Source organism: Lentzea sp. JNUCC 0626 (assembly GCF_043632865.1).
Classification (GTDB): Bacteria; Actinomycetota; Actinomycetes; order Mycobacteriales; family Pseudonocardiaceae; genus Lentzea.
In genome coordinates this window covers 3,911,170-3,934,413 of the sequence record NZ_CP171635.1, presented here as the reverse complement: position 1 = coordinate 3,934,413, position 23,244 = coordinate 3,911,170, and the positions used below count along the sequence as shown (strand labels likewise).

Sequence of the window (23,244 nt, the reverse complement as noted above, 5' to 3'; positions counted from 1 at the left end):
GCGGTGGCCGTGGTCGCTGCGGGCACCGCGACGTACGCGTTCGCCGCCAAGAACGGCGAACCTGCGCCGCTCAGCGCGTTCGTGGCCATCGAGAAGGTGGCCAAGAACGTCGTCGAGCCCAAGGTCGGCAAGAACGGCGCCAGTGGCGTGTTCAGAGTCGATTGCGGTACCAACGAAGAAGGCAAGTTCAGCGCCGACAACCCTGTCGCCCAGCCAGGTCTGAAGCACGGTGCCCAGCACGTGCACGACTTCGTGGGCAACCAGGGCATCAGCGCGGAGTCGACCGACGAGAGCCTGCTCGACGCGGAGACGAGTTGCCGCAACGGCGATCAGTCGTCGTACTTCTGGCCTGTCGTGCGCATCAACCCCGCTGCCAACCCGCAGAACGTCGGCTCGAACCCGGACAAGATCAAGGACATGGGACCGGGCGAGGTCGCCTGCCCCGGTGTCGCGACCAGGCTGCCCGCCGTACCGCAGCGCCTGCGCGACCAGATGATCCGCAGCCTCCAGCAGCTCGCCCAGCAGCTCCGCGAAGCCAACGACCGCGTGGCCAAGGCCCAGAACCCGGCCGACCCGAACTTCGTCAACAACACCGTCCTGGGCCCGTTGCGCGCCAAGCGCGCCGCCACCCTCGAGAGCATGGCGAACGCCCTGGCCCGCCAGGGGCGCAAGCCGAACCTGAAGTCGCTGGCCGACTGCGACCTGCGTTGGGGTCACGGTGGCGGCGGCAGTGGCCACAGTGGACACTCGAAGCCGAAGAAGTTCGCCGCTGAAGGCATCTTCCAGCAGGCCGAGCAGAACAACGAACCGCAGGAACGCAACCTGCAGGACGCCGCGACGCCGACCATCAAGTGCCCGTCGGCACGTGAGGCGCTGCCCGGCGTGCCGGACCAGGCCCTGGACGAGGTCGACGACAACCTCAACCAGCTGGACAAGCAGATCGCCGAAGCCAACCAGCGCCTGGTGAAGAGCAAGGGCCAGGGCGGGGCGAACTTCGTCGACAACGCGATTCTCGGGCCGCTGAAGGACAAGCGGGCCGCGACGCTGGACCGGATCGCCATCGCGATCGGCCGCAACGCCGAGAAGCCGCAGAACCTGGGCGGCCTCGCCAAGTGCGGTCTCAACGAGGACGAGGGCAACGCCGGCGGCGAGAACAACAACGGCGGCAACAACAACGGGAACAACGGGAACGGCAACAACAACGGCGGTAACAACAACGGCAACAACGGTGGCGCGACCACCACTGCCCCGCCTGCCAACACCACCACCGCCCCGCCGGCTCCGCCGCTCGCCGCCCCCACCGGCAAGAACAACGAACTGGTCGGCAACGTCGGCAAGATCGTCCGCCCGGCCGAGGTGAAGCTCGAGTACCGCGGCAACGCGACCAGCAAGGTCACGGGCATGCCGCTGTTCCTGAAGATGGTCACCGGTGACGCCAAGCCGACCAGCCGTGGTCCGGCCAACGCCCGCGCGACGTGGACCTGCAGCGGCTTCGAAGACCGCCTGTCGGACAAGTACGTGATCTGCCCCAACGGCAGCAAGGTCATGCGAGTGCACGACTTCGCGGGTTGCTGGGACGGTCAGAACGCGGACAGCGCGAACCACCGCGACCACGTCCGGTTCGCCGACAAGCAGACCGGCGCCTGCCCGCAGGGCTTCAAGGCGATCCCGCAGCTGCGGATCAGCATCCTCTACAACATCGCTCGCGACGTTCAGCAGAAGGGGCAGTACCAGCTCGACGCGTTCCCGGAGGAGGAGCACAACCCCTTCTCCGACCACAACGACTTCGCCAACGTCAACTCCGAGCAGACGATGGGCAAGATCGTGAAGTGCGTGAACGAAGGGCGCAAGTGCAAGGAATGATCTAGTCCCCCGAAACGGGTGGAGCCTCCTCGAACAGAGGAGACTCCACCCGTTTTTCGTTTGTGCGGCGCCCCAACCGGAGGACGGCCGTTCAGCCGAGCCCGGTCCTGGAACTGTGCGTCACCTCAGGGCGTTCACCAGCTGCGCCGCCGTGATCCGCACGGCAGGTGTGTCGTAGCGGTCGCACTCGGCCAACGCGCGCACCCGCAGTTCACGGGCCTGCGCCGCCTCTCCCGCGGCGTCGGCCAGGTCGGCGAGACGTGCCATGATCTCGACCCGGTGGTCGGACAGGCGCGCCTCGTCGAGCGCGGCCAGGAGTTGCCGGCGTGCCTCGGGGAACCGGCCCGCGTCCATCAGCACCAGGCCGCGGTTGTGCTGCACGCGGGCGGTGCCGGCGGTGTTGGAGTGTTTGCGGAACAACGACTCCGCCTCGTCGAGGAGGTGCAGCGCGGCGGTGATCTCGCCCGCGGCGGCTCTGGTGGTGGCGAGCCGGATCAGCATCATGGACAGCAGTTCGTCGTCGCCCGCGGCCGCGCGGTGCTGGTCGACGGCGCGTTGCTGCACCTCGACGGCCTCGCCGAGGTTGCCCGTCGTGTGCAACATGAGGCCCAGCAACGACAACGCGAGGTTCTCGCCGATCGGGTAGCGGGCCTGGTCGAAGAGGTCCACGGAACTGCGGCCCAGCTGGACGGCCTTGTCCGGGTCGCCGACCCGCCGCCGGATCGCCGAGCCGTAGTAGCAGGTCCAGGCCTCGGTGAGGGTGCCCACCGGGATCGCCGCTGCCTGGTCGTGCACGGCCAGGGCTTCCTGGGGCCTGCCGCACAACGCGTAGAGCGCCCAGGACAGGTAGTTCAGCTGTTCGGCGGCGTCCTCCGGGGCGTGCAGCTGCCGGGCCGCGTGGGCGCCCGCCGCGAAGACCTCGCGCCACAGTTCGCCGACGCCGTGCATGTCCGAGTACCAGTGCATCGCCTGCGCCAGCGCGAGAACGCGGCCGTGCTCACCGGCTTCGGTGGCCTCGCGCAGTGCGCCGCGCCAGTTCTCCAGCTCCCGGTCGAGCCACTTCGCCGCGGAGTCCTTGTCGTGCACGGGGCCCGCGCGTTCGGCGGGGACGTCGTGGTCGAAGAAGCGGGCCGCGCGCGTGGCCACGTCGAGAAGCCAGTGGCGCAGCCGGGTTCTGGCCTTGTGGACGGTCTGCGGGGTGTCGTCGAGCTCCAGGCGTTCGAAGGCGAAGACGTGCAACAGGTCGTGGCGGGTGTAGCGGCCCGGGGTCTCGCCGATGCCCAGCAGGCTCGCGTCGGCCAGTTCCTCCAACGCCTCCTCGGCGTCGTCGATCAGCACGGACGCCAGCGGCGCGCTCGTGTCGGGGCCCGGGATCAGCGCCAGTCTGCGGAACAACGTCGCGGCGGCGGGGCTGAGCTGGTGGTAGGAGAGTTCGAACGCGGCCCGCACCTGGAGGTCGCCCGCGCGCAGCACGGACAGTCGGCGGCCCTCGTCCTCCAGCTGCTCGGCGAGGTGACTGATCGTCCACTGTGGTCTGCTCGTCAGCCGGTTGCCCGCGATGAGCAACGCCAGCGGCATGCCCCCGCACAGTTCCGCGACCCGTTCGGCTGCCTGCGGTTCGGCGTCCAGCCGGTCCGGTCCGGTGACGGCGCGCAGCAGTTCGACGGAGTGGTTGAGCGGCAACAACTCCAGCGGCAGGCGGTGCCGGGCGTCCAGGCCGGTCAGGGTGCGGCGGCTCGTCAGCAGCACCAGCGTGCCGGGACTGGAAGCCAGCAACGGCCGCACCTGGGCCTCGTTCGCGGCGTTGTCCAGCACCAGCAACACGGTGCGGTCGCGCAGTTGTGAGCGGTAGAGCGAGAGCTTGTCCTCCGGGTCGGCCGGGATCTGGCGTTCGTCGACGCCGAACGACCGCAGCAACCGGTGGGCGGCCTTGTCGGGGGTGAGGGGTTCGGGGTCCGTGCCGCGCAGGTCCAGGAACACGCACCCGTCGGCGAACCGCGCGCCCAGGCGGTGGCCCGCGTCCACGGCCAGCGCGGTCTTGCCGGAGCCGGGAGCGCCGTGCACCACGGCGATCTGGAGACGTGACGACGAGGCCGCGTCGGCGGCGAACCCGGTCAGGAGCTTCTTCTCGGCCTCGCGGCCGGTGAGGTCGATCAGCACCGGCGGCAGCGAGCAGGACGTCACGGTGAACGGGGTCTCGGGGCGTTCCTGGGCCGCGACCACCCGGCTGGCCCGGGCCAGGGCGGTGAACTCGGCCGCTTCCTCCTCGAGCAGCGCCAGGCCCTGGACGAGGAGTTGCACGGTGCGGAACTGGGGGCTGAGCGTGCGGCCGCGTTCCATGTCGCTGATCGCGCGAGTGCTCAGCCCTGTGCGTTCGGCGAGTTCTTCCTGGGTCAGCGGAACACGCGATCGGTAAAAGCGGAGAAAGTCTCCGAACGCCGTCGTGCCCACTGCGCGCCCCCCTGGTTCTTGCGCATTATGTGTTCTGTTAGACGCCCGAGCCCGTCCGTCGTTGCTGGCGAGAGCACTTCTTCCGGTGGTTCTGCCGGTTGTTCAGCAAGGTGAACCGGTGTTGTCGTGGATAATTTCGAATAGGTGTCAATCGTGTCGTCGACGCGGAAAACCGTTCTGGTTCCGCGCGGATTCTTCCCCGTTCTCGCTGGTGCGGCCTGGTGTGCGGCGCTGGCGTGGCTGCTTTTCACCTGGTCGGGTCACTACCCGATCGACCTCGACGTGTACCGGCTCGGCGGGCTCGCCTGGCTCGAGGGCAGGTCGCTCTACACCGGGTTCACCGGGCCGCCGCTCGACCCGCAGCTGCCCTTCACCTACCCGCCCGCTGCCGCGATGCTGTTCAGCGGGCTCAGCTTCGTGCCGTCGCCGTTGCTGTTCCCGTTGATGGTCGTGTCCGGGTTCGTCGCTCTGACGGCGGTGTGCGTCGCGGTGGCGGGGAAGGTGAACCCGCGTCTCACCTGGACGGCCGGGTTGCTGGCGCCGATCGGCGCGCTGGCCCTGGACCCCGTGTGGATGACCTACGGCTACGGGCAGATCAACCTGTACCTGCTGGCGCTGGTCGTGATCGACGTCCTGCTGGTGACGGATCCGCGGTGGCGCGGGGTGCTGATCGGTGTGGCCGCGGCGATCAAGCTGACGCCCGCGATCTTCGTGCTCTACTTCCTGGCCCGACGTGACTGGCGGGCGGCGGCGACGTCCGTCGTGACGTTCCTGGGTCTGGCGGCCGTCGGATTCCTCGCCGCCCCAACGGATTCGGCGCGGTACTGGCTGCACTCGCTGCTCAACCCGGACCGGATCGGGGACATGTCGCTCTCGACGAACCAGTCGATTCGCGGTGTGCTGCGCGGGCTCGGTCTCGCGCCGGGCTTCGAAACCCTGCTGTGGGTGGCGTTCGCGGGTCTCGTGGTCGTGACGGCACTGGTCGTGGCCCGGCGGACGCGCGATGACTTCGTCGCTCTGTTCGTCATCGCGGCCGCCGGGCTGCTGGCCTCACCGGTTTCTTGGCTGCACCACTGGGTCTGGTGCGTGCCGGTGCTGGTGTTCCTCTTGCTGCGGCGCCACTTCTGGCTCGCGGGCGCGGTGTTCCTCGTGTTCGTGACGCGCCTGCACGAGTTCGACACCTACGTGTGGCTGACCGCGATCACGTTGGGAGGCCTGGCTTTCAGGCAGGTGACACGTCCGTCAGTTCGACCGACGAGCCCTTCAGCGGCTGTCCGTCCGGCCACGACACCGTGACGGTGTGGCCGTTCTCGGCGGGCAGGTCCAGGTTCACCACGGACGGCTGGAAGGTCACCGGCGCCTGCGACTCCATCAGGATGCGCGACACGGCGGCCTTGCCCGGCTGGACGTTCACCGGCGGCGCACCGCCGTTGGGGTTGTCGAGGACGACCTCGATGCCGCTGCCGTCGCCCTCGCCGTGGCCGCTGCCCTTGGTGAACGTGACGTGCGATGGCGCGCCCTGCAGCTTGCAGTTCGTGTGCTCGTTCGCGGCGTCGTAGTGGATGACGAACGCCTGCTGGCCCGCCGAGGAGTACGGGTCCTGGGTGACCGAGACGGCGAGGTCGTCGACGTCGCACGGCTGGTCGGACGGGTTGGCCGACGCGGCTCCGGTCAGCAGCGCCGTCGCGGCCGCGGCGAGCAGCCCTGCGGCTGCGACCGACTTGTACTTGGTGTTCATCGTCAATCCTTCCCTCATCAGAGATCGTTGGCGCTGACGTACAGCGTCTCGACGGCCTCGGAGAACGCGGCTCCGCTCAGGTCGGTCGTGACCAGGTCGCCGTTCATGCTTCCCCTGCTGGTGACCGAGAAGATCGTTCCCCTCCCGGTCGACGGGTCGAACCCGCGCAGCCAGGGGCCACCACTCGCGCCACCGGCGAGGTCGCAGTCCGTCTCCCACGCGCTCATGACCGAGTTGACCTTCAACGTGGCCGGTCGCACGCACGACAGGAGTGCCTCCCCCTTCGCCAACTGGGAGACCGGGTACCCCAGGATCGTGGTGTCCACCGGGCTCGCGACCGTGTCGAACGACACGTCCTGCGCGCCGGTTACGTCCTGCACGTGCCTGCCGTCCACGGGGTCGAGCGCGATCACCGCGTCGTCGTCCAGCCCGCTGGTGGGTCCGGTGTACGTGTCGGACCACGCGAACGCGCGCGCCGCGAACACCCCGTTCTTCGCACCGCGGTCGTAACCGGGCGCGAAGACCACGTTCAGGATCTTGATCGGGTTGTCCCACCGGTCGAAGCCGCCGTTGACGCAGTGCCCGGCCGTCAGCACGACGTCCTTCGTCTCGCTGGGCACGACCGTCGCGGTGCAGGAGTGGTCCTGCCCGGTCGACGTGGACATGAACAACCTGCCCACGCCCGGCACCTGGCCGTGCGGCTGCGAGATCTGCTCGGCGGGCGGCAGGTCGCCGTCGCCGACCGATTTCATCCGTTCCGGTGTCCAGTGGGCGAGTGCTGCCGAACGGTCCTGTTCGGACACTCTGGTCACCACCTGGCCCGATTCCGCTGCCTGCGCCGGGGCCGCCACGAGGGCCGCCGCCAGGACCAGTCCGGACGCGCTCAGTGCTTTCCAGCTCATGATCAGGGGACGTGGTGTTCGGGGAGGGCGTTGCGCCGGACGTTCTAAACCAGCTTTTAGGATGAGATCGACGTACGTCCTCGGGAGGAGCCTGGTGATCGAACAGCGCGTGCTGAGGTTCGCGCCGCTGCTGCTGTGCGTGTCGCTGGTGGTCTACGCGGCGACGGCGAACTGGGGGATGATCGACCTCAAGGTCTACTGGACCCTCGCGCCGAACGTGCTGACCGATCAGCTCTACTCGATCGACATGCCGTTCACGGCGGACTTCCCGCTGCCCTTCACCTACCCGCCGTTCGCCGCGGCGGTGTTCCTGCCCCTCTCGGCGCTGCCCTGGACCGCCGCACGGGTCGTGTGGCAGGTGCTGTCGCTGATCTGCCTGTGGTGGCTCGTCCGCACGGCGTTGAAGGCGTTGAACGACGGCGAGTTCGACGAGACGTGGCGTCGCCGTGCCCTGCTGTGGACGGCGATCGCGCTGTGGTTCGAACCGGTGCGCAAGACCCTCGACTTCGGACAGATCAACCTCGTGCTGGTCGCCGGGGTGTTCGCGGCGATGCTCGCGACCCGCCAGGTGGTGGCGGGGCTCGGCGTCGGCGTCGCGGCGGGCCTGAAGCTGACGCCGGCCATCTCCGGGCTGTACTTCCTGGTCACCCGCCGGTGGAAGGCCGCGCTGTGGTCGATCGGCGGCTTCCTGATCACCGTCGCGCTGGGGTTCGCCGTGTCCGCACAGGACTCGTGGCGGTACTGGTTCGAACTGCTCGGCGCGGCCGATCGGGTCGGACCGGTCGGCTCGGTGATCAACCAGTCGTTGCGCGGCGCGTTGTCCCGGTCGCTCGGGTACGACGTGGAGATGTCGTGGCCGTGGCTGCTCGCGGTGGTCGTGTCCGCTGTGGTGACGGGGTTCGCGTTGCGGGCCGCCGTGCGCGCGGGCGACACCTTGTCAGCCGTGATCACCGTGCAGCTGTTCGGGTTGCTGGTGTCGCCGATTTCGTGGAGCCACCACTGGTTGTGGGTGATTCCTCTGGTCTTGTGGCTGGTCTACGCGCGGCGGAACCTGGTGCTCGCGGGCGTGTGGGCGGTCGCGGTGCTGTCGGACGTGATCACCGTCCTGATCAACCTGCAGCCGTCGATCTGGGAGATCCCCAGGCCGTGGCCGCTCGCCCTGCTCGGCTGGGTGTACCCGGCGCTCGCCCTCGTCACCCTCGCGGTCACGGGTGCGCGTGGTCGTGCAGATCGCTGAAGTCCCACTCCGGCAACGGATCCTCGAACCGTCGCCACACCTCGGGGCCCGCCTCGAGTTCCGCGTCGGTGAGCAGCGCGGGATCCAGCCGCCGGGCGGGTTCGGTGACGTCGAGGTCCACCCCGATGAACACCAGCTCCTGTCGCGCCTGCGTGCCGGCTAGCAGCTCGCCCGGTTCGATGACGAGGTTCGGACCGGCCTGCGACCACACCGCCAGCACGTCCGGCCGGGACGCGATGTGGCAGAAACCCTTGCTGCGCAACACACCTTTCCAGTCGCTCAGAGCGTCGACGAGCCGGGCCGGGTGGAACGGCCGGGCAGCGCGGTAGGTGACCGATCGGATGCCGTACTCCTCGGTCTCCGGGGTGTGGCCACCCGCGAGTTCGGCGGCCCAGCCCGGTGTCTGCGCGGCCGTGATCGGGTCGTAGAGGCCGGTGTCCAGCACGTCCGCGAGGTCGACGACGCCTCGGCTCGTGTGCAGCACACGGGCGGACGGGTTCAGGCGGCGCAGCAAGGCGTCGAGCTTTGGCAGGTCCTGGGCGAGGTCGGTCTTGTTGACCAGCAGGACGTTCGCGAACTCCACCTGGTCCACCAGCAGGTCCGAGACGTCGCCCGCGGCCATCTCGCGCAGGAAGCCCGAGGCGTCCACGAGCGTGACCATGGTGTCGAGTCGGGCGTGGTCGGAGAGGCTCGTGCCGTCCTCGAAGGTCCAGTCGAACGTCGCCGCCACCGGCATCGGCTCGGAGATGCCCGTCGACTCGACCAGGATCGTGTCGAACCGGCCGGAGCGGGCCAGGTCGCCGACGCTGTCGAGCAGGTCCTCGCGCAACGTGCAGCAGATGCAGCCGTTGGTGAGTTCGACCAGCCGTTCGGTGGAGCGGTCGATCAGCGCCGCGTCGATGTTGACCTCGCTCATGTCGTTCACGATCACCGCGACCCGGCGGTTGTCGCGGTTCGCGAGCACGTGGTTGAGCAGTGTCGTCTTGCCGGCGCCCAGGAAGCCGGACAGCACGGTCACGGGGGTGCGCATCAGAGTTCCAGTTCCTCGTGCCAGTCGGTGAACGGGTCGGCGAAGTCGAGTTCGGTGATCAGGCCCAGTTCCTCGTCGGTGACCAGCGCCGAGCGCAGGGCCGCGGTGATGTGCGCCGGGTCGGCGGACTGCGTGATCACGACGACCTCCTGGTCCTGCTCGCCCTCCCACGGCCCGAGGTTGCCCACGCGCAGCCCGCCGCCCGCGGACTCGAGCCACAGCGCCGCGTCGGGCTGGCTCGCGATCCACACCCGGCCGCGCACCCGGACGACGCCTTCGAGCAGCACGCCGATGCAGTCGTGCAGGCGCATCGGGTGGAACGGGCGCCGGTCGGTGAAGTGGACGACGGACACGCCGTGCGCCGGTTCCAGCGGCGGCCGCCCGAACAGCAGCGAGCCGAACCCGTCGTCGAGCTCGCCCCGCCGCGCGCTCGGGGGGAGGGCGTGGAGCAGTGCGGCGACGTCGTCGGTGGCGAGCCGGCGGGGTGCGGTGGGGGAGAGGCGATCGAGCACCGCGGTGAGCACCGGGCCGGGCTCGCCGGTCAGCACCAGGGCGTCCGCGAACTCCGCTTGGCCGACCACGACCTGCGCGACGGTCCGCTCGTCGTTCTCGGCCGCGCGCATGCCGCGGTCGGCGAGCGAGTCGGTGCCGGTCGCGTCGTCGAGCCAGGTGGCGGTGTCGACCACCGTCACCACGGCCTCGACCTCCACCTCGGTCTCCGCGAGCGCGAAGCAGACCGCCTCCGGTTCGAGCATCGGGTCGAGGTGCACGATCACGCGGCCGTCGATGCCTTCGAGCAACGGGACGAGGTCGAGCCGCAACGTGCACGAGACGCAGCCGTGCGCGAGTTCCAGCACGGTGAGCGTGCCGTCCCTCCACCGCCGCACCACACCCTCGGCCAGGCCGCTCAGATCGTGCCTGACCAGCGACGACTCCGGCGACGCCCGCCACAGCTCGTCCGCGACGTCGTGCTGCGTGAACCCGGCTACCAATACGACCCGTGCTGCCATGCCCGCAGCCTACATGACAACGATTATCGTTTCTGAACGGACGCGCGGCCCTGGTCGTGACATGATCGAACGATGCAGGTCGAGTTCTGGGCTGACGTCATCTGTCCGTGGTGCTACATCGGCAAGGCGCGCTTCGAGAAGGCGCTCGCCGCGTTCGAGCACCGTGCCGAGGTCACCGTGGTGCACCGCGCGTTCGAGCTGGACCCCACCAAGGAGGGTGTGGAGTCCGTGCAGGACATGCTGGCCGCCAAGTTCGGGTCGCGCGCCGCCGAGATGGAGGACTCCGTCGCGCAGCTCGCCCGCGACGAGGGGCTCGAGTACCGGCTGGACCGCGAGGTCGGCAACACGTTCGACGTGCACCGCGTGCTGCACCTGGCGGGGGAGCGGGGCGTGCAGCCGCAGGTCCTCGACGCCGTGCTGCGGGCCAACTTCGGCCAGGCCCGGTCGTTGTTCACGGCCGAGTCGCTGACGGAGATCGCCGTCGAGGCCGGTCTCGACGGCGCCGACGTGAAGACCGTCCTGGAGGACCCCTCCGCGTACGCCGACGAGGTGCGGGCCGACGAGTCCCGTGCGCGCGACATCGGCGTGTCCGGTGTGCCTTTCGTGGCACTCGACGGGCGGCTTGCCGTCGCGGGTGCCCAGCCGGTAGAGCTGTTCGGGCGAGCGCTGACGCAGGCTTGGGAGGCGTGACATGGACGACGCGCTGTTGAAGGTCGAGTCGGAACGGCTTACCGAGGTCGTGGTGCTGCGAGCGGAGGGCGAGGTCGACTCGTACACCGCGGAACTGTTGCGGGACAAGCTCTCCGAGGCGTACGGCGCGGGCCTGCCGATCGTGCTCGACCTCAGCGGAGTCGAGTTCTTCGCCTCCGTCGGCCTCTCCGTGCTCGTCGAGTACCACCAGCGCGGCGAGGAACGCGGCACCGCCCTGCGCCTGGTGTCGCCGCGAGGCAGCGTGCTGCGCGCTTTGAAGGCCACGACGCTGAACGAGACCCTGGAGCTGTACGTCGACCTGGACGCGGCGCTCCGTGCCTGATCTGCCGTCCCGGCCGTTGCCGGACGGGTTCGTGCTCGACCGCACCAAGGTCGTCGTCGCGGTCTCCTGCGGCTTGGTCAGCGGGCTCGCCGTGACCTTCTCCGGTCACGGCGAGTTCGGCTTCTTGGTTGGTTGGGACATCGCCACGCTCGTGTACCTCGTACGCGCGTGGATGGTCATCTGGCCGATGGACGCCGAGTCGACCGCACAGCACGCCGTGCGCAACGACCCCACACGTCGCGTGGCCGAGGTGCTGCTGCTTGTAGCCGCGTTGGCCAGCCTCGTGTCCGTGGGGTTTGTGTTGGCTCGTGCGGCGCACACCTCTGGTGGGTCCGAGCTGCTGCGAGTCGGTCTTGGTGTGTTGTCCGTCGTGTTGTCGTGGATGGTCGTGCACACGATCTTCACGTTGCGGTACGCGCGGCTCTACTACTACGGCGCTGATGGTGGGATCGACTTCAACCAGTCGGAGCCGCCGGACTACGGGGACTTCGCTTACGTGGCGTTCAGCATCGGGATGACGTTCCAGGTGTCCGACACGAGCCTGTCGGGGCGGGAGATGCGGCGGACGGCGTTGAAGCACGCCTTGTTGTCGTATCTGTTCGGCACTGGTGTGCTGGCTACGACGATCAACCTGGTCGCGAGCATCAGCAGTCAGTGAGCCGGGTGCTCGGCCATGAGCAGCGCCGCGTCCAGCAGCCGCCACCAGTCGTGCTCGCTCGGGTCGCCGAGTGCCAGGGCGAGGTGTGCGCATGCGGTTATGAGTCGTGCGGCCACTTCTTGTTCGTCCTGTCCGGACTGGTTGGCCAGGGCGCCGACCGTTGCCCGGAAACGCTTGCTGCGGCTCAGCTTCACCACGTTCGGCGGCACTGCTGCGGCCACTTCCGGGGTGCCTGACGTGAAGCTGATCGACAGCTCCGTGCCCAGTGCCGTGGCCAGCCGGTCCAGCGCACCCGTCGTAGGGTTTCCCCGGCCGTTCTCCAGGTTGGCGATGTAGGGAACGGACAGACCGGCGTCGGCCGCCACCGAGGCGACGGTTCGGCCGGACGCCTGCCTCAGTGCGCGCAGCCGGGGGCCGATGGGCTCGTTCGGCACTTCTCTCCTGTCTTGACAGAACACTTGTGGTGACGCTCTTATTCTGACAGGACTCTACCTGGGGGTGGGTCGGTGGTGGAAGCACTGCGCAGTCGCGATTTTCGACTGCTCTGGACGGGGCGTGCGATCAGCTCGTTGGGGTCGTGGCTGTTGGTCATCGCTGTTCCGGCACACGTCTACGTGTTGACCGGGTCGCTGCTGGCGACGGGGCTGACGCTGGCCTTCGAGTACCTGCCGCCACTGCTGTCGGGGCCGGTCGCGGGGGTGTTGACCGACCGGTGGGACCGTCGGCGCGTCATGATCGCCGCAGATCTGTTCCGGGCGGGCGCTGTGCTGCTGATGCTGGCCGCAGCCGCAGACCATCGGTGGATCTACGCGGCTCTGGTCGCCGAGAGCGCCGGTGCCGTGTTGTTCCGTCCGGCAGCGCAGGCGCACGTTCCTTCGGTTGTGGGCGTCGGCACCGGGCTCAGCAGCGCCAACTCGGTGAACGCCGTCACCGACGGTGTCGTGCGGCTCGTCGGTCCGCCTCTCGGCGCGGCGATCTTGGCGTTGACGAGTTTCCCGACGCTTGTGCTGATCGACGCGGCGAGCTATCTGGCGTCTGCGCTGGCGATCGTGCTCACTGCCCGACGGTCGAACGGGGTGGGTCCTTCTCGGCCCGGCCTCGCGGATGGGTGGAAGGTGCTGCGGGACTCGCCGACCGCCCGCGCGCTGCTGCCGTTGACCGCGGTCTTCCTGGCAGCCAACGCGTCACTGAGCGCGCTCATCGTGCCGTTCGGGATCCAACGTCTCGGTGGGACCTCACAGGTCGGATTGGTGATGTCGGCGTTGGGGGTCGGATTCCTGGTTGGTGCGGTGGCGATTCGCCGGCTCGTCGATCGGGTGCGCCCGCGCGTCTTGCTGGCCGCGACCCAGCTGGCCACCGCCGTCTCCCTCTACGCGCTCTTCGCCTCGACCGCGTTGCCGACCGCGCTGGTGGCGGCTGTGGCGATCGGGACGTTCGGGTCGATGACGCTCATCACGCCGCAGACCGCGCTTCAGCGGGCTGTTCCCAACGAGGCTCTGGGGCGGATCAGTGCGGTGTTCCTGGCGGCCGAGGCATTGGCCACGTTGGTGGGTTCGGTGGCGGGACCCGTTATGGCGCAAGCGTTTTCGTTGTCCGATGCCGCGTTGGTGGCGTCCGCTGTGATTGCTGTGGGTGCGTTGGCGGGGCTTCTGGTGTGGGACCGGTCCCGTTGGCCTGAACCTAGCGTCGCTCGTCGTGGCGGAACTGGGTGAAGAGGTGGAACGGTACGACGTCGACAACCGGCGCCGTGCGGTTCGGGGTGTGGTGGAGATTCTCGTCGGCACACCGGCGTTGGCGTTCGGGGTGTTCTTGGTCCTGGCTCTCGACGTGGGGCGGGCGGGGGCCGTCATGTTCGTCGTCGGCATCATGATCGGCGGCGGGCTCGGTGTCGTCGTGCTGGGGACGATCCTTGCTGTGCAGGCTGTTACGCGTGTGGGGGAGCGGTTCGTTCTGCACGAAGGTGGGCTTGTGCACTCGTGGGGCGATCGCCGCACTGTTGCGTTGTGGACGGACGTTGCCGCTGCGGTCGACCTTGGTAAGAAGACCTTTCTGGCCAAGGCTTTGGGCGTGGACGTCCGGTGTCAGATCACGCTGGTCGATGGGAGTCGGGTGACCATCGGGCCGTTCGTCGACGGGGCGGGTTTGTTGATCCGGCGCGTTCTTGAGGCCACGGCCTGAGTTCGTCGGTGCCTACCGCAGGTGCACCAGCACCATGCCGTCGTTGCCCGGCGCCACCTCTACCCGCTTGTAGAGCTTCTTCACGTGCGGCTGCTTGAGCATCGCGAGCACGCGGGTCCGCAACGTGCCGGAGCCCTTGCCCGTGATGATCTCGACGACGGGGACCTTCTGGCCCGCCGCGCGGAACAGTGCCGTGCGCACCGCCTGGGCGATGTCCTGGTCGCTGCGGAAGATCGGGTGCAGGTCCACGGTCAGCTTGTCGGGCACGCCGACATTCTGCCGCAAGGCCGAGCAAGAAGGGTCAGCCCTGGCTGGTGCGGCGCATCACGCGGTCGAGGAGTTCGGCTTCCTCGCGGTCCTCGTCGGCCGAGGTGAGGGCCAGCAGGAAGATGATGAGCACGCTGACGCCCGCGCCGCCGATGATGAGCGACGTGATGAGCTCTTCGGAGTTGCCTACGACGACGGACGCGCTGTGGTCGTGGGCCATGGTCATCGCGTACATGCCGGTGTAGTGCATGCCGGTCACGGCCACGCCCATGACGAGGGCCGCGCCGATCACGGCCGCGAAGCCGCTCACCTTGCGGGTGAACCAGAGTGCGACGGTGGAGGCGACCACGGCGATGACGACCGAGAGGGCCACGAGGCCGAAGTTGTAGGAGACGTCGGCGTTGATCACGATGGCGGCCATGCCGGTGTAGTGCATGGCGGCCACGCCCAGGCCGGTGACGAGGCCGCCCGCGGCCAGGGGCCAGAAGCGGGTGTCGCCGTCGATGCCGTAGCGGCGGACGAGGAACAGGCCCGCGGCCACCACGAGGATGGCGACGACCATGCTGAGCAACGTGATCGGGATGTCGTAGGAGACGTTGGCGCCCATCCAGGTGCCGAGCATGGCGGTGAAGTGCATGCCCCAGATGCCCAGGCCGCCGATGGAGACGGCGGCCACGCCGATCCACCAGTTTCGGGTCGTGCGCGTGGCGTGCCGGGCACGTTCCGTGGACAAGAGTCCGAGGATGGAGCCGAGCACGGCTACGGCGTAGGCGGCGAGCGGCGTGTATGTCCCCATCTCCATGGTCGAGATGAAAACATTTCGAATCTATGTGGCACAAGTCCGTTGCCAACAAAGGACTTCACGAATACGAAGGGCGATCGGGCGGGCACTCGGTGCGTCTGTCCAGATAGGACTACTGTGCGTCTGCGCGTGCTCGCAAACGGAGCATTCGTTGTGCTCGCGGGAAGTCGCGAAGCTGTGCGCCCAGAAGGTCCAATGTGGGCTCCAGGACGCGAGTGGGGACGCCTCGGGCGTTCAGCACTTCACCGGTCCAGGAGAGGAACGTGGTGAACAGGGAGTCATCGTCCACGTACAGCGCGGTACCGAGGAACTCGACGATGTGCGCGAGGTCCTGTGCGGTGTGCTGGCGTTGTTCGTCGCTGTAGGACCGCATTGCGGGGACACGGTCTTCGAGTCCTCGGTAGACCGACCGAACGAGGTCTCGGGCGCTCCGGGTGACCAGTGTGTACTCCTGGTCGGCGAGGTGGGGGAGGTCGTCCACCGGCTGGTGCGGGCGGCCCGGGACCGGCAACGTCTGCGACAGCAGCATGTCCGCGGCGGAACGGGCGTCGGCTGCCCACGCGTTCGCGCCGAAGCGACGGGCGTGGGCTCCGTCGGTGCCGAAGGCGGCGCCTCCCACCATCACCGGCACACCTGCCGCCTGGCACGCCGTCATCGTGGCGTGGGCGGTGGGCAGTCGGGTCGCGATCGAACTCGAGAGCGCCACGACGTCCGGGCCGGTGCGGTGCAGGTACGTGATGAGGTGCGGGGTGGGGACCTGGGCGCCGAGGTAGTCGACGGCGAAGCCGCGCAGCGCCAGCACTTCTGACAACAGGCGGGCGGGGAGCGCGTGCCACTCGCCGTCCACGCACGCCACCGTGACGCGGCCGTGCACCGGGCTGCGGCGTGGGCGGGTGATCGACAACGCGGTGACCGCGCGGTCGTTGATCGCGGTGATGGCGTGCTCCTGGGCGACGCTGATGCGGTTCGACGCCCACTCGCGGCCGACTCGGTGCTGCACGCCGCCGATCACGTCCAGCAGGACGGTCTCGTGGCCGTGGTCCTCGGCGGCGGCCAGCACCACGTCGGTCGCGCGGTGCTCGTCACCTTCGAGGACCGCCTCCCACAGGAGGTCGACGGCCTCCACTAAGGCCTCCTGCGCGGCGCTGTGATCGCCAGGGTCGCCATGTCGTCGTGCTCGCCGCCACCCACCCACTGCGCGGCGAGCATGTGCACGTGTTCGACGAGCGCCTCGGCCGGCATGCCGCCGCACGCGGTGAGGGCGCGGCGCAGGCGGTCCTCGCCGAACTCCTCGTCGCCCAGCGGGCCGCCGTGCGCCTCGGTGATGCCGTCGGTGTAGAGCAGGCACGAGTCGCCCGGCGCGAGCACGATCTCGTCCGTCGCCGTCACGATCTCCGGCAGGATGCCGACGAGCGTGCCCCTGGTCGCGGCCGCCTCCACCGTGCCGTCCACCCGCACGATCAACGGAGGCAGGTGCCCGCCCGATGTCAGCCGCACGTGCAGACCGGCCTCCACGGGACGCACGGTGCCCACGACCGTGGTGATGAAACGGGACTCGTCGGTCGTCAGCAACGCCTGGTTCAACGCGGCGAGCATCTTGTCGTGATCGGTCACGACCTGGAGCAGCGCGTGCACCGCCGTGCGGACCTTGCCGGTCTGCGCGGCCGCGTTGAGGCCCTTGCCGCAGACGTCGCCGAGCACGACGAACAGCTGTTCGTCCGGCAGTTCGTGCACGTCGTAGAAGTCGCCGCCGACGCGTTCGGTGTCCGCGGCCGCCCGGTAGCGCCCGGCCAGCTCGACGTGGGGGTAGCGGCGCAGCACCGGCGGCAGCAGGTCGCGGGTCAGCCGTTCGGTGATCACGGCCTGCTGGGTGAACAGGCTCGCCGCCGAGATCGCCACGCCCGCCCTGGACGCGAAGAGCCGAGCGAACGCCTCCTCGTCGTCGCTGAACCCCCTGTCCCGCCGGATGAGGATCAACGCACCGGCCGGCACGCCGTGGCCCGGCAGCGGTGTCACCACGATCGACACGCCGTCGCGCGCGAGCCACTCCGGTGCCGCGGCCGGGTCGATCCACCGCGACGGCACCGGCGGGAACCCGCGCAGCGCCTCGCCGAGCCCGACGACCTCCTCGACGTCGACCTGTTGCAGTTCGTACGTCGGCGACTCGCCGCGACGGCAGCGCGTGACGGGGTGACCGGAGCTCGACGGCGGCGCGATGACCAGCGCCTCGTCCGCGAGGTGCGCGGCGGCCAGTTCGGCCACGACGGTCATGCACCGTTCGGGGTTGAGCGAGGTCATGAGGGCGCTGGACATGCGGGTCAGGAGCGCGGCCCGGTCCCGTTCCAGCAGCAGGTCGGTCTGGTCGAGCAGCCACCAGGTGACCGAGCCGTCCTCGTTGTCGACCCGGTGCGCGGCGTAGCTGCGTTCCGCGAGGTGCACGGATTCGCCGTGCTGCCACTCGGACGGCAAGACCTCGTGCGGGAGCAGTGACCTGGCTGCGTCGTTCATGCCGTGCACGGCACCTGCGGTGTCGACCACGAGCGCGGGGCACGGAGAACGCAGCCAGCTGGAGACCGTGACCACGAGCCGATTGTTTCATCCGAACCCGATCAAGAACAACGTTTGAACCTGGTCAGGAGTGGGTAGCAGTCCTCAACGGACTGGTTGCAGCGTCACCGTTCCGGTGATCCCGACCACGGTGTCGCCGCCGACCCAGACCTGTCCGCCGGCCAGGGACAGGTGGACCCGGCCCCGCCGGCCGAGCACCGTGCCCTGAGCCGCGACGTACTGGGGTTGCGCGATTTCCGCCGGGATCAGCCACTGCGCGATCGACGCGTTGAGGCTGCCCGTCACCGGGTCCTCCCCGAACACACCACCCTCGTCGACGAACGCCCGCACCTCGAACGCCGCGTCCCCGCCGGCCCGATGAGGACCGACGACACCGATGTCGGTGAATTCACCGAACCGGGTGTAGTCCGGCCGCACCGCCAGCACGGCCTCGGCGGAGTGCAGCAGCACCGCCACCCATCCCGGCCCGTTGTCGGCCCACCGCGCCTGCACGATCTCGTCCGGCCTGATCGCGAGCGCGGCGGCCAGCCCGTCGACGTTCTCGACCGGCCCGCTGCGCACCAGCGGCGGCGCGGCGAACGCCAGCCGCGCGCCGTCACGACGCACCTCGACGAGCCCGGCCCCGCACTCCTGCACCAGCCGTCCCGGTTCGCGCGGGGTGTTCCCGGCGTCGAGCCACGCGCGGGCAGAGCCGAGCGTCGGATGCCCCGCGAACGGCAGTTCGCGGCTGGTCGTGAAGATCCGCACGCGGTAGTCGGCGGCGGGGTCCTCTGGCGGCAGCAGGAAGGTGGTCTCGGAGAGGTTCGTCCAGTTCGCGAACGCCGCCATCTCCTCCGTGGACAGGCCCTCCGCGTCGTGCACGACCGCGAGCGCGTTGCCCTTCGTGAACTCGTCGGTGAACACGTCTACCTGGCTGAACCTCCGCATCCGTCAATGGTGCCGGTCCACGCCCGGAGCGCGCGAGAGGTGGCGGCCCGACACGTGGTGCCGACCAGTTACCCGCTCTTAACCTGCAACTCCTGCCTGCAACGACGGAGGCGAAACACATGCGATTGAGGAACGCGCTCGCAGTCCTGGCCGCAGCCCTCGGCCTGACCGCGGCAACCCTGTCGATCTCGCTCGCGGCGGTCCCGCCACCCCAGTCCGGGACGCTCACCAAGTACGACATCACCGGCACCTACGTCAGCGGGATCTCGTCCGGCGGCTACATGGCGAACCAGCTGCACGTGGCCTACTCCAACGTGTTCCAGGGCGCGGGGATCTTCTCCGCCGGCGCCTACGACTGCGCGCAGAACAACGTGAACACCGCGCTGCTCGCGTGCATGGACACGTTCCAGGCCCGCAAGACCCCGGCCCAGCTCGAACAGCTGACCCGCGACCGGGCGGCGGCGGGCACCCTCGACCCGCCGCAGAACCTGTCCGGCGACCCGGTGTGGCTGTTCCACGGCACCGCCGACGACACCGTGGACGCCGCCGTGAACAACGACCTGGCCACCTACTACCGCGACTTCGGCTCCCGCGTGGTCTACAACAACACGACCGCGGCCGGACACGCGTGGATCAGCCCGATCGGTTCGAACGCCTGCGGCACAACGGCTTCGCCCTACGTCAACAAGTGCTCTGCCGACGTCGTGCGCGAGATGCTGAGCCACCTCTTCGGATCGGTGAACTCCGCCGCGTCGACGTTGACCGGCAAGCTCGTGCAGTTCGACCAGAACACCTACGCGCCCGGCGGCAGCGCGTCGGCGATCACCCTGGGCCGCGAGGGGTTCGCCTACGTGCCCAAGGCGTGCGAGACCGGGCCGTGCAAGCTGATGGTCACCCTGCACGGCTGTCAGCAGACGTACGGCCAGATCGGCAACGCGTTGATGGACAAGGCTTATCTCAACGAGTACGCCGACACCAACGGCATGATCGTGCTCTACCCGCAGGCCACCACGTCCACGGCCAACCCGCGCGGTTGCTGGGACTGGTGGGGCTACCAGTCGTCGAGCTACGCGCTCAAGTCAGGTCCGCAGATGACCGCGGTCGTGAACATGGTCAAGGCGTTGAGCAACGGCGGCCCGCCACCCACGACGACCACGACTACAACAACCATCACCACCACCACGAACCCGCCGTCGGGGTGCGTGACGGCCAGCAACTACGCCCACACCGTGGCCGCACGGGCGTACGTGACGCTCGGCCAGACCTACGCGCTCGGCTCCAACCAGGCCCTCGGCCTGTGGAACATCTACACCACCACCAGTCTCCGGCAGACCGCGCCGAACTACTGGGTGAGGTGCTGAGGTCCGTCAGCCGCGCCGGGCCCGCCTGTTCACGCGCAACGAGCGCAGCAGCGTGCCCGGCGTCGCGAGGATCGACGGGTGCTCCAGCAGGAAGATCACGCTCTCGAACCGCCGGTTGATCTCGGAGTCCCGCACCGACGCCGCCACGACCTGCTTGCTGGCCCAGTTCTTCACCGCGTATCCGGACGGGCGCGGCCCCCGCACGTGCGGCAGGCTGAGGTCGGCACCGGTGGCGACGTCCCACGGCGCGTCCACGACGACCTTCTGCAACGCGAAGAACTCGCGGGCGGGCACGTCCAGGGAAGGCTTGGCGCGCAGGAACTCCGACAGCGCGGACGCCTGGAGCGCCGCGCTCGTCATGCCCTGCGCGTAGATCGGGTTCATCGACGCCACCGAGTCGCCGAGCGCCACGAGCCGGGCCGGGACGCGGGCCAGGTCGTGGAAGTTGCGGCGCCGCGCGTCCGCCAGGTGGTAGGTGGCGAGGCTGTCGATCCCGGCGGTGACGATGGCGCCGAAGTCCTCGGGCATCGAGGCCTTGCAGAGCCGCACCAGGTCTTCGGGCGTGCGGCCGGGTTTGTCGGCGACGTAGCCGGACAGCAGGACCATCCAGCGCTCGTCCTCGATCGAGCAGAACGCCCCGGCCGCGACGCCCTCGGTGACCGAGCCGGGGGAGTACGTGGCCAGGCCGACCTCGATGCCCGGCTGGTTGGGCGTGCGGCGGGCGATGGCGGTGGCGTAGTTGAGGTCGATCTCGACGCGGGTCAGCGCGGGCTTGTCCCACCCTGCCTTCTCGAGCCAGTCGCCGAGGCGGCTCGCCCTGCCCGTCGCGTCGACCACGAAGTCGGCCTTCAGCACCGACTTCGCGCCGTCGCTCTCGTACCGCACACCGCTGACCGCGTCGGGGGCGAACTCCAGGCCGGTGACCCGTGCCGTGAGCGCGCGGACGTTCGGCAGCGCGAGCGTCCGCTTCCTGATCAACGCCTCCAGGAACGGCCTGCTGCCGCACAGCATCACCGCGTCGGCGCGGCCTGGCACCTTGAGCACGCCGTCGGAGAACGTGTGGCGGTGCGACGCCGGGGCGAGCCGTCCGCCCGCCGCCACGCCCTCGTCGGCGAAGCCGGGGAAGAACCGCTCGAGCTGCGCGAGTCCCGCGGGCAGCAGCACGTGCGCCTGCGCGCCGTGCGGCACCCCGGGCCTGGGCCGCGTGCTCGTGCCGGGGTCGTCGCGCTCGACGACGATCACCTCGTCGGCGTGGTCGGCCAGCACGCGCGCCGCGAGCAGTCCCGCCACGCTCCCGCCGAGCACGACGGCCGTCTTCATCAGGACCGGACCGGCGGTGGGGGTGCGCTTGTCGCTGATGCGTGCGAAAACAGCGGCGGGCGACGAGGCCATGAACGTCCTCTCAGGACGGTGCGGGGATCAGAACGATCTTGGCACGGCCCCGGACCGCCGTCGGGCACCCGAGAGCACCCTGGAACCCTCGATCACCGAAATGTGCCCGGACGCCTCTCCGCGGTGTCGAAACCCTGTGTTCCCACCACGCTCAGCAACGCGAGCGCCTCGGCGTCGCGCGATCCGGGCGGTGCGCTGTAGAGGACCAGGTGCTGGTCGCTCTCGGTCAGCGCGAGCGAGTCGCAGTCGACGGTGATCTCCCCGACGAGCGGGTGCCGGAACGTCTTGGTGAGCATGGTCCCGCCCTGCACGTCGTGCCGTTCCCACAGCCGGGCGAAGTCGGGGCTGCCGGCGCGCAGTTCCTCGACGAGGCCTGCCACCTCGGGATCGGACGGGTACCGCGCGAGGGTGGCCCGCAGTTCCATCACGACGTGGTGGCGGAACTCCGTCACGTCCGACACCCCGTACAGCGACGGCGGCCCGAGGAACGCCCGGCGTGCCAGATTGCGTTGCGGTGGCGGCAGTTCGCGGAAGTCCTCCATCAACGCGGCCGCGAGGTCGTTGCACGCCAGCACCTCGAAGATCGCGGACGTGACGAAGCCCGCGGTCTGCGGAAGTCGGTGCAGCAACGCGAGAACGCTCGGCCGGACGTCCCGGCTGTGCCGCCGGGTGCGGCTCGGTGCCGTGCCCGCGAGCACGTGCAGGTGGTCGGACTCGGCGTCGGTGAGCTTGAGCGCGCCCGCGATCCCGGCCAGCACCTCCGCCGACGGCCGCGGCGCCCTCCCTTGTTCGAGGCGGACGTAGTACTCGGTGGAGATGTGCGCGAGGACGGCCACCTCCTCGCGGCGCAGCCCGGACGTGCGGCGGCGCGGACCCGCCGTCAGCCCGACGTCCTGCGGGAGGAGCCGTTCGCGGCGGCTGCGCAGGAACGCTCCGAGCTGCTGCTTGTCCATACCCCGAGTATGCGCGGCCGAGGGGTGCCGAGCCTGGTACAGCCTGTGCCTGCCTCCGGTGCCCGATCCCGCCGACGCTGGTCGTCATGAACACTTCTGGACTTCTGAACGGCAAGGTCGTGCTGGTCACCGGCGCCAGCAGGGGCATCGGCGAGGCGGCGGCCCGCCTCTTCGCCGACGAGGGCGCGGCCGTTGTGCTCGCCGCCCGCGGCACCGACGCGCTGGCCCAGGTCGTCACCGAGATCCGGGCCGCCGGGGGCACGGCGGACGCGATCACGATGGACCTCGGCGACCGGGCGAGCGTGCGGGCGGCCGTGGACCAGGTCGAGGCCCTGCACGGACGTCTCGACGGCGCGTTCAACAACGGTGCCGTCGTCCAGCAGCCCGGCCCGCTCGACACCACGGCCGACGACGAGATCGACGAGCAGTTCGCGGTGAACTTCCGCGGCCACTGGACCGCCATGACCGCCGAGGCCGCTCTCATGCGCCGCTCCGGTGGCGGCGCGATCGTGAACACGTCGAGCATCGGCAGCCGCCGCGCGAACCCGGTGCTCCCGGCGTACGGCGCGATGAAGCGCGCGTTGAACAGCCTCACCGAGTCCGCCGCCGTCACGTGGGGCGGGCAGGGGATCAGGGTCAACGGCATCACGCCCGGCGGCACCGCGACGGCGATGATCGACCAGTGGGAGGCCGCGACCCCCGGCGTCGTCGCGATGATCACGTCGACGAGCCCGGCCGGACGGATGGCGCAGCCGCGCGAGGTCGCCGAGGTGGCGGCCTGGCTGCTGAGCGACCGGGCGTCGATGGTGAACGGTGCGATCGTGCCGGTCGACGGCGGCGCGGGCGCCTGACCGTCAGCGCACCGCGTTGGTGA

The 23,244-nt window shown here is 69.5% G+C and carries 23 protein-coding genes; 10 read left to right on the top strand and 13 right to left on the bottom strand.

Translation table 11 applies throughout. The features are described from left to right. Window positions 1–3 precede the first annotated feature (3 nt). Window positions 4–1,863 carry a DUF1996 domain-containing protein gene (locus JNUCC0626_RS16680; protein ID WP_394620678.1) on the top strand — a complete coding sequence of 620 codons (1,860 nt, stop codon included), beginning with the start codon at window positions 4–6 and terminating at the stop codon, window positions 1,861–1,863. A 120-nt stretch (window positions 1,864–1,983) separates the two neighbouring features. On the opposite strand, the gene JNUCC0626_RS16675 is transcribed toward JNUCC0626_RS16680, so the two are convergent. Next, on the bottom strand, window positions 1,984–4,314 hold the full coding sequence (locus tag JNUCC0626_RS16675; protein WP_394620677.1) for an ATP-binding protein: 2,331 nt from the start codon (window positions 4,312–4,314) through the stop codon (window positions 1,984–1,986). Between the two features lie 153 nt (window positions 4,315–4,467). Between JNUCC0626_RS16675 and JNUCC0626_RS16670 the strand changes: the two genes are divergently transcribed. Further along, window positions 4,468–5,610, top strand: a complete 1,143-nt coding sequence (locus JNUCC0626_RS16670; protein WP_394620676.1) for a glycosyltransferase 87 family protein — start codon at window positions 4,468–4,470, stop codon at window positions 5,608–5,610. On the opposite strand, the gene JNUCC0626_RS16665 is transcribed toward JNUCC0626_RS16670, so the two are convergent. Both JNUCC0626_RS16665 and JNUCC0626_RS16660 read right to left on the bottom strand, forming a co-directional pair. Beyond that, window positions 5,537–6,052 carry a DUF4232 domain-containing protein gene (locus JNUCC0626_RS16665; RefSeq protein WP_394620675.1) on the bottom strand — a complete coding sequence of 172 codons (516 nt, stop codon included), beginning with the start codon at window positions 6,050–6,052 and terminating at the stop codon, window positions 5,537–5,539. The two genes, JNUCC0626_RS16670 and JNUCC0626_RS16665, sit on opposite strands and share 74 nt — an antisense overlap. Window positions 6,053–6,069: 17 nt before the next feature. Then, window positions 6,070–6,954 carry a trypsin-like serine peptidase gene (locus JNUCC0626_RS16660; RefSeq protein WP_394620674.1) on the bottom strand — a complete coding sequence of 295 codons (885 nt, stop codon included), beginning with the start codon at window positions 6,952–6,954 and terminating at the stop codon, window positions 6,070–6,072. 94 nt (window positions 6,955–7,048) lie between these two features. On the opposite strand from JNUCC0626_RS16660, the gene JNUCC0626_RS16655 reads away from it, so the two are divergent. Further along, window positions 7,049–8,191 (top strand): mannosyltransferase, encoded by a 1,143-nt coding sequence (locus tag JNUCC0626_RS16655; protein ID WP_394620673.1) that lies wholly within the window; start codon window positions 7,049–7,051, stop codon window positions 8,189–8,191. On the opposite strand, the gene JNUCC0626_RS16650 is transcribed toward JNUCC0626_RS16655, so the two are convergent. Beyond that, window positions 8,160–9,221 (bottom strand): GTP-binding protein, encoded by a 1,062-nt coding sequence (locus JNUCC0626_RS16650; RefSeq protein WP_394620672.1) that lies wholly within the window; start codon window positions 9,219–9,221, stop codon window positions 8,160–8,162. The genes JNUCC0626_RS16655 and JNUCC0626_RS16650 overlap by 32 nt on opposite strands. Continuing rightward, window positions 9,221–10,231: a CobW family GTP-binding protein gene (locus JNUCC0626_RS16645; protein WP_394620671.1), complete on the bottom strand. Its 1,011-nt coding sequence runs from the start codon at window positions 10,229–10,231 to the stop codon at window positions 9,221–9,223. Before JNUCC0626_RS16645 ends, JNUCC0626_RS16650 begins: the two co-directional genes overlap by 1 nt. A 72-nt stretch (window positions 10,232–10,303) precedes the next feature. On the opposite strand from JNUCC0626_RS16645, the gene JNUCC0626_RS16640 reads away from it, so the two are divergent. The 3 genes from JNUCC0626_RS16640 to JNUCC0626_RS16630 are packed head-to-tail and all read left to right on the top strand — an operon-like array spanning window position 10,304 to window position 11,922. Continuing rightward, window positions 10,304–10,921, top strand: coding sequence for a DsbA family oxidoreductase (locus tag JNUCC0626_RS16640; RefSeq protein WP_394620670.1), 618 nt, complete (start codon window positions 10,304–10,306; stop codon window positions 10,919–10,921). A gap of 1 nt (window position 10,922) precedes the next feature. Beyond that, window positions 10,923–11,264, top strand: coding sequence for an STAS domain-containing protein (locus JNUCC0626_RS16635; protein WP_394620669.1), 342 nt, complete (start codon window positions 10,923–10,925; stop codon window positions 11,262–11,264). Continuing rightward, on the top strand, window positions 11,257–11,922 hold the full coding sequence (locus JNUCC0626_RS16630) for a DUF1345 domain-containing protein (protein WP_394620668.1): 666 nt from the start codon (window positions 11,257–11,259) through the stop codon (window positions 11,920–11,922). The genes JNUCC0626_RS16635 and JNUCC0626_RS16630 overlap by 8 nt, the downstream gene beginning before the upstream one ends. Here JNUCC0626_RS16630 and JNUCC0626_RS16625 read toward each other — a convergent pair. Beyond that, window positions 11,916–12,356 (bottom strand): helix-turn-helix domain-containing protein, encoded by a 441-nt coding sequence (locus tag JNUCC0626_RS16625; protein ID WP_394620667.1) that lies wholly within the window; start codon window positions 12,354–12,356, stop codon window positions 11,916–11,918. The genes JNUCC0626_RS16630 and JNUCC0626_RS16625 overlap by 7 nt on opposite strands. 72 nt (window positions 12,357–12,428) lie before the next feature. Here JNUCC0626_RS16625 and JNUCC0626_RS16620 point away from each other — a divergent pair, with 72 nt between their 5' ends. Further along, the gene (locus JNUCC0626_RS16620; protein WP_394620666.1) at window positions 12,429–13,634 is read left to right on the top strand and encodes an MFS transporter; all 1,206 of its coding nucleotides are present in this window, start codon (window positions 12,429–12,431) and stop codon (window positions 13,632–13,634) included. Continuing rightward, the gene (locus JNUCC0626_RS16615) at window positions 13,618–14,100 is read left to right on the top strand and encodes a hypothetical protein (protein ID WP_394620665.1); all 483 of its coding nucleotides are present in this window, start codon (window positions 13,618–13,620) and stop codon (window positions 14,098–14,100) included. Before JNUCC0626_RS16620 ends, JNUCC0626_RS16615 begins: the two co-directional genes overlap by 17 nt. A gap of 12 nt (window positions 14,101–14,112) precedes the next feature. On the opposite strand, the gene JNUCC0626_RS16610 is transcribed toward JNUCC0626_RS16615, so the two are convergent. From JNUCC0626_RS16610 to JNUCC0626_RS16590, 5 genes are all read right to left on the bottom strand, one after another. Further along, the gene (locus JNUCC0626_RS16610) at window positions 14,113–14,367 is read right to left on the bottom strand and encodes a Smr/MutS family protein (RefSeq protein ID WP_394620664.1); all 255 of its coding nucleotides are present in this window, start codon (window positions 14,365–14,367) and stop codon (window positions 14,113–14,115) included. Between the two features lie 34 nt (window positions 14,368–14,401). Then, window positions 14,402–15,169, bottom strand: coding sequence for an MHYT domain-containing protein (locus JNUCC0626_RS16605; RefSeq protein ID WP_394620663.1), 768 nt, complete (start codon window positions 15,167–15,169; stop codon window positions 14,402–14,404). Window positions 15,170–15,281: 112 nt separating this feature from the next. Beyond that, window positions 15,282–16,295: a cobalamin B12-binding domain-containing protein gene (locus JNUCC0626_RS16600; protein WP_394620662.1), complete on the bottom strand. Its 1,014-nt coding sequence runs from the start codon at window positions 16,293–16,295 to the stop codon at window positions 15,282–15,284. After that, entirely contained in the window at window positions 16,295–17,752 is a 1,458-nt protein-coding gene (locus tag JNUCC0626_RS16595; protein ID WP_394620661.1) for a PP2C family protein-serine/threonine phosphatase, read from the bottom strand. The genes JNUCC0626_RS16600 and JNUCC0626_RS16595 overlap by 1 nt, the downstream gene beginning before the upstream one ends. 69 nt (window positions 17,753–17,821) lie before the next feature. Then, window positions 17,822–18,664, bottom strand: coding sequence for a PhzF family phenazine biosynthesis protein (locus JNUCC0626_RS16590; RefSeq protein WP_394620660.1), 843 nt, complete (start codon window positions 18,662–18,664; stop codon window positions 17,822–17,824). 119 nt (window positions 18,665–18,783) lie between these two features. Between JNUCC0626_RS16590 and JNUCC0626_RS16585 the strand changes: the two genes are divergently transcribed. Next, window positions 18,784–20,025 carry an extracellular catalytic domain type 2 short-chain-length polyhydroxyalkanoate depolymerase gene (locus JNUCC0626_RS16585; RefSeq protein WP_394620659.1) on the top strand — a complete coding sequence of 414 codons (1,242 nt, stop codon included), beginning with the start codon at window positions 18,784–18,786 and terminating at the stop codon, window positions 20,023–20,025. A 6-nt stretch (window positions 20,026–20,031) separates the two neighbouring features. Here JNUCC0626_RS16585 and JNUCC0626_RS16580 read toward each other — a convergent pair whose 3' ends face one another. Then, a complete protein-coding gene (locus JNUCC0626_RS16580) occupies window positions 20,032–21,417 on the bottom strand; it encodes an FAD-dependent oxidoreductase (RefSeq protein ID WP_394620658.1) in 1,386 nt (461 codons plus the stop codon). A 92-nt stretch (window positions 21,418–21,509) separates the two neighbouring features. Next, on the bottom strand, window positions 21,510–22,370 hold the full coding sequence (locus tag JNUCC0626_RS16575) for a helix-turn-helix transcriptional regulator (protein ID WP_394620657.1): 861 nt from the start codon (window positions 22,368–22,370) through the stop codon (window positions 21,510–21,512). 86 nt (window positions 22,371–22,456) lie between these two features. Here JNUCC0626_RS16575 and JNUCC0626_RS16570 point away from each other — a divergent pair, with 86 nt between their 5' ends. Then, window positions 22,457–23,221, top strand: a complete 765-nt coding sequence (locus JNUCC0626_RS16570) for an SDR family NAD(P)-dependent oxidoreductase (RefSeq protein ID WP_394620656.1) — start codon at window positions 22,457–22,459, stop codon at window positions 23,219–23,221. Window positions 23,222–23,244: the final 23 nt, after the last annotated feature.

Excerpts from the sequence above, each read along its gene's own strand:
- JNUCC0626_RS16575 (WP_394620657.1), bottom strand. The coding sequence starts at position 22,370 with ATGGACAAGCAGCAGCTCGGAGCGTTCCTGCGCAGCCGCCGCGAACGG.
- JNUCC0626_RS16650 (WP_394620672.1), bottom strand. The coding sequence starts at position 9,221 with ATGCGCACCCCCGTGACCGTGCTGTCCGGCTTCCTGGGCGCCGGCAAG.
- JNUCC0626_RS16660 (WP_394620674.1), bottom strand. The coding sequence starts at position 6,954 with ATGAGCTGGAAAGCACTGAGCGCGTCCGGACTGGTCCTGGCGGCGGCC.
- JNUCC0626_RS16590 (WP_394620660.1), bottom strand. The coding sequence starts at position 18,664 with ATGCGGAGGTTCAGCCAGGTAGACGTGTTCACCGACGAGTTCACGAAG.
- JNUCC0626_RS16640 (WP_394620670.1), top strand. The coding sequence starts at position 10,304 with ATGCAGGTCGAGTTCTGGGCTGACGTCATCTGTCCGTGGTGCTACATC.
- JNUCC0626_RS16645 (WP_394620671.1), bottom strand. The coding sequence starts at position 10,231 with ATGGCAGCACGGGTCGTATTGGTAGCCGGGTTCACGCAGCACGACGTC.
- JNUCC0626_RS16585 (WP_394620659.1), top strand. The coding sequence starts at position 18,784 with ATGCGATTGAGGAACGCGCTCGCAGTCCTGGCCGCAGCCCTCGGCCTG.
- JNUCC0626_RS16605 (WP_394620663.1), bottom strand. The coding sequence starts at position 15,169 with ATGGAGATGGGGACATACACGCCGCTCGCCGCCTACGCCGTAGCCGTG.
- JNUCC0626_RS16665 (WP_394620675.1), bottom strand. The coding sequence starts at position 6,052 with ATGAACACCAAGTACAAGTCGGTCGCAGCCGCAGGGCTGCTCGCCGCG.
- JNUCC0626_RS16635 (WP_394620669.1), top strand. The coding sequence starts at position 10,923 with ATGGACGACGCGCTGTTGAAGGTCGAGTCGGAACGGCTTACCGAGGTC.
- JNUCC0626_RS16570 (WP_394620656.1), top strand. The coding sequence starts at position 22,457 with ATGAACACTTCTGGACTTCTGAACGGCAAGGTCGTGCTGGTCACCGGC.
- JNUCC0626_RS16580 (WP_394620658.1), bottom strand. The coding sequence starts at position 21,417 with ATGGCCTCGTCGCCCGCCGCTGTTTTCGCACGCATCAGCGACAAGCGC.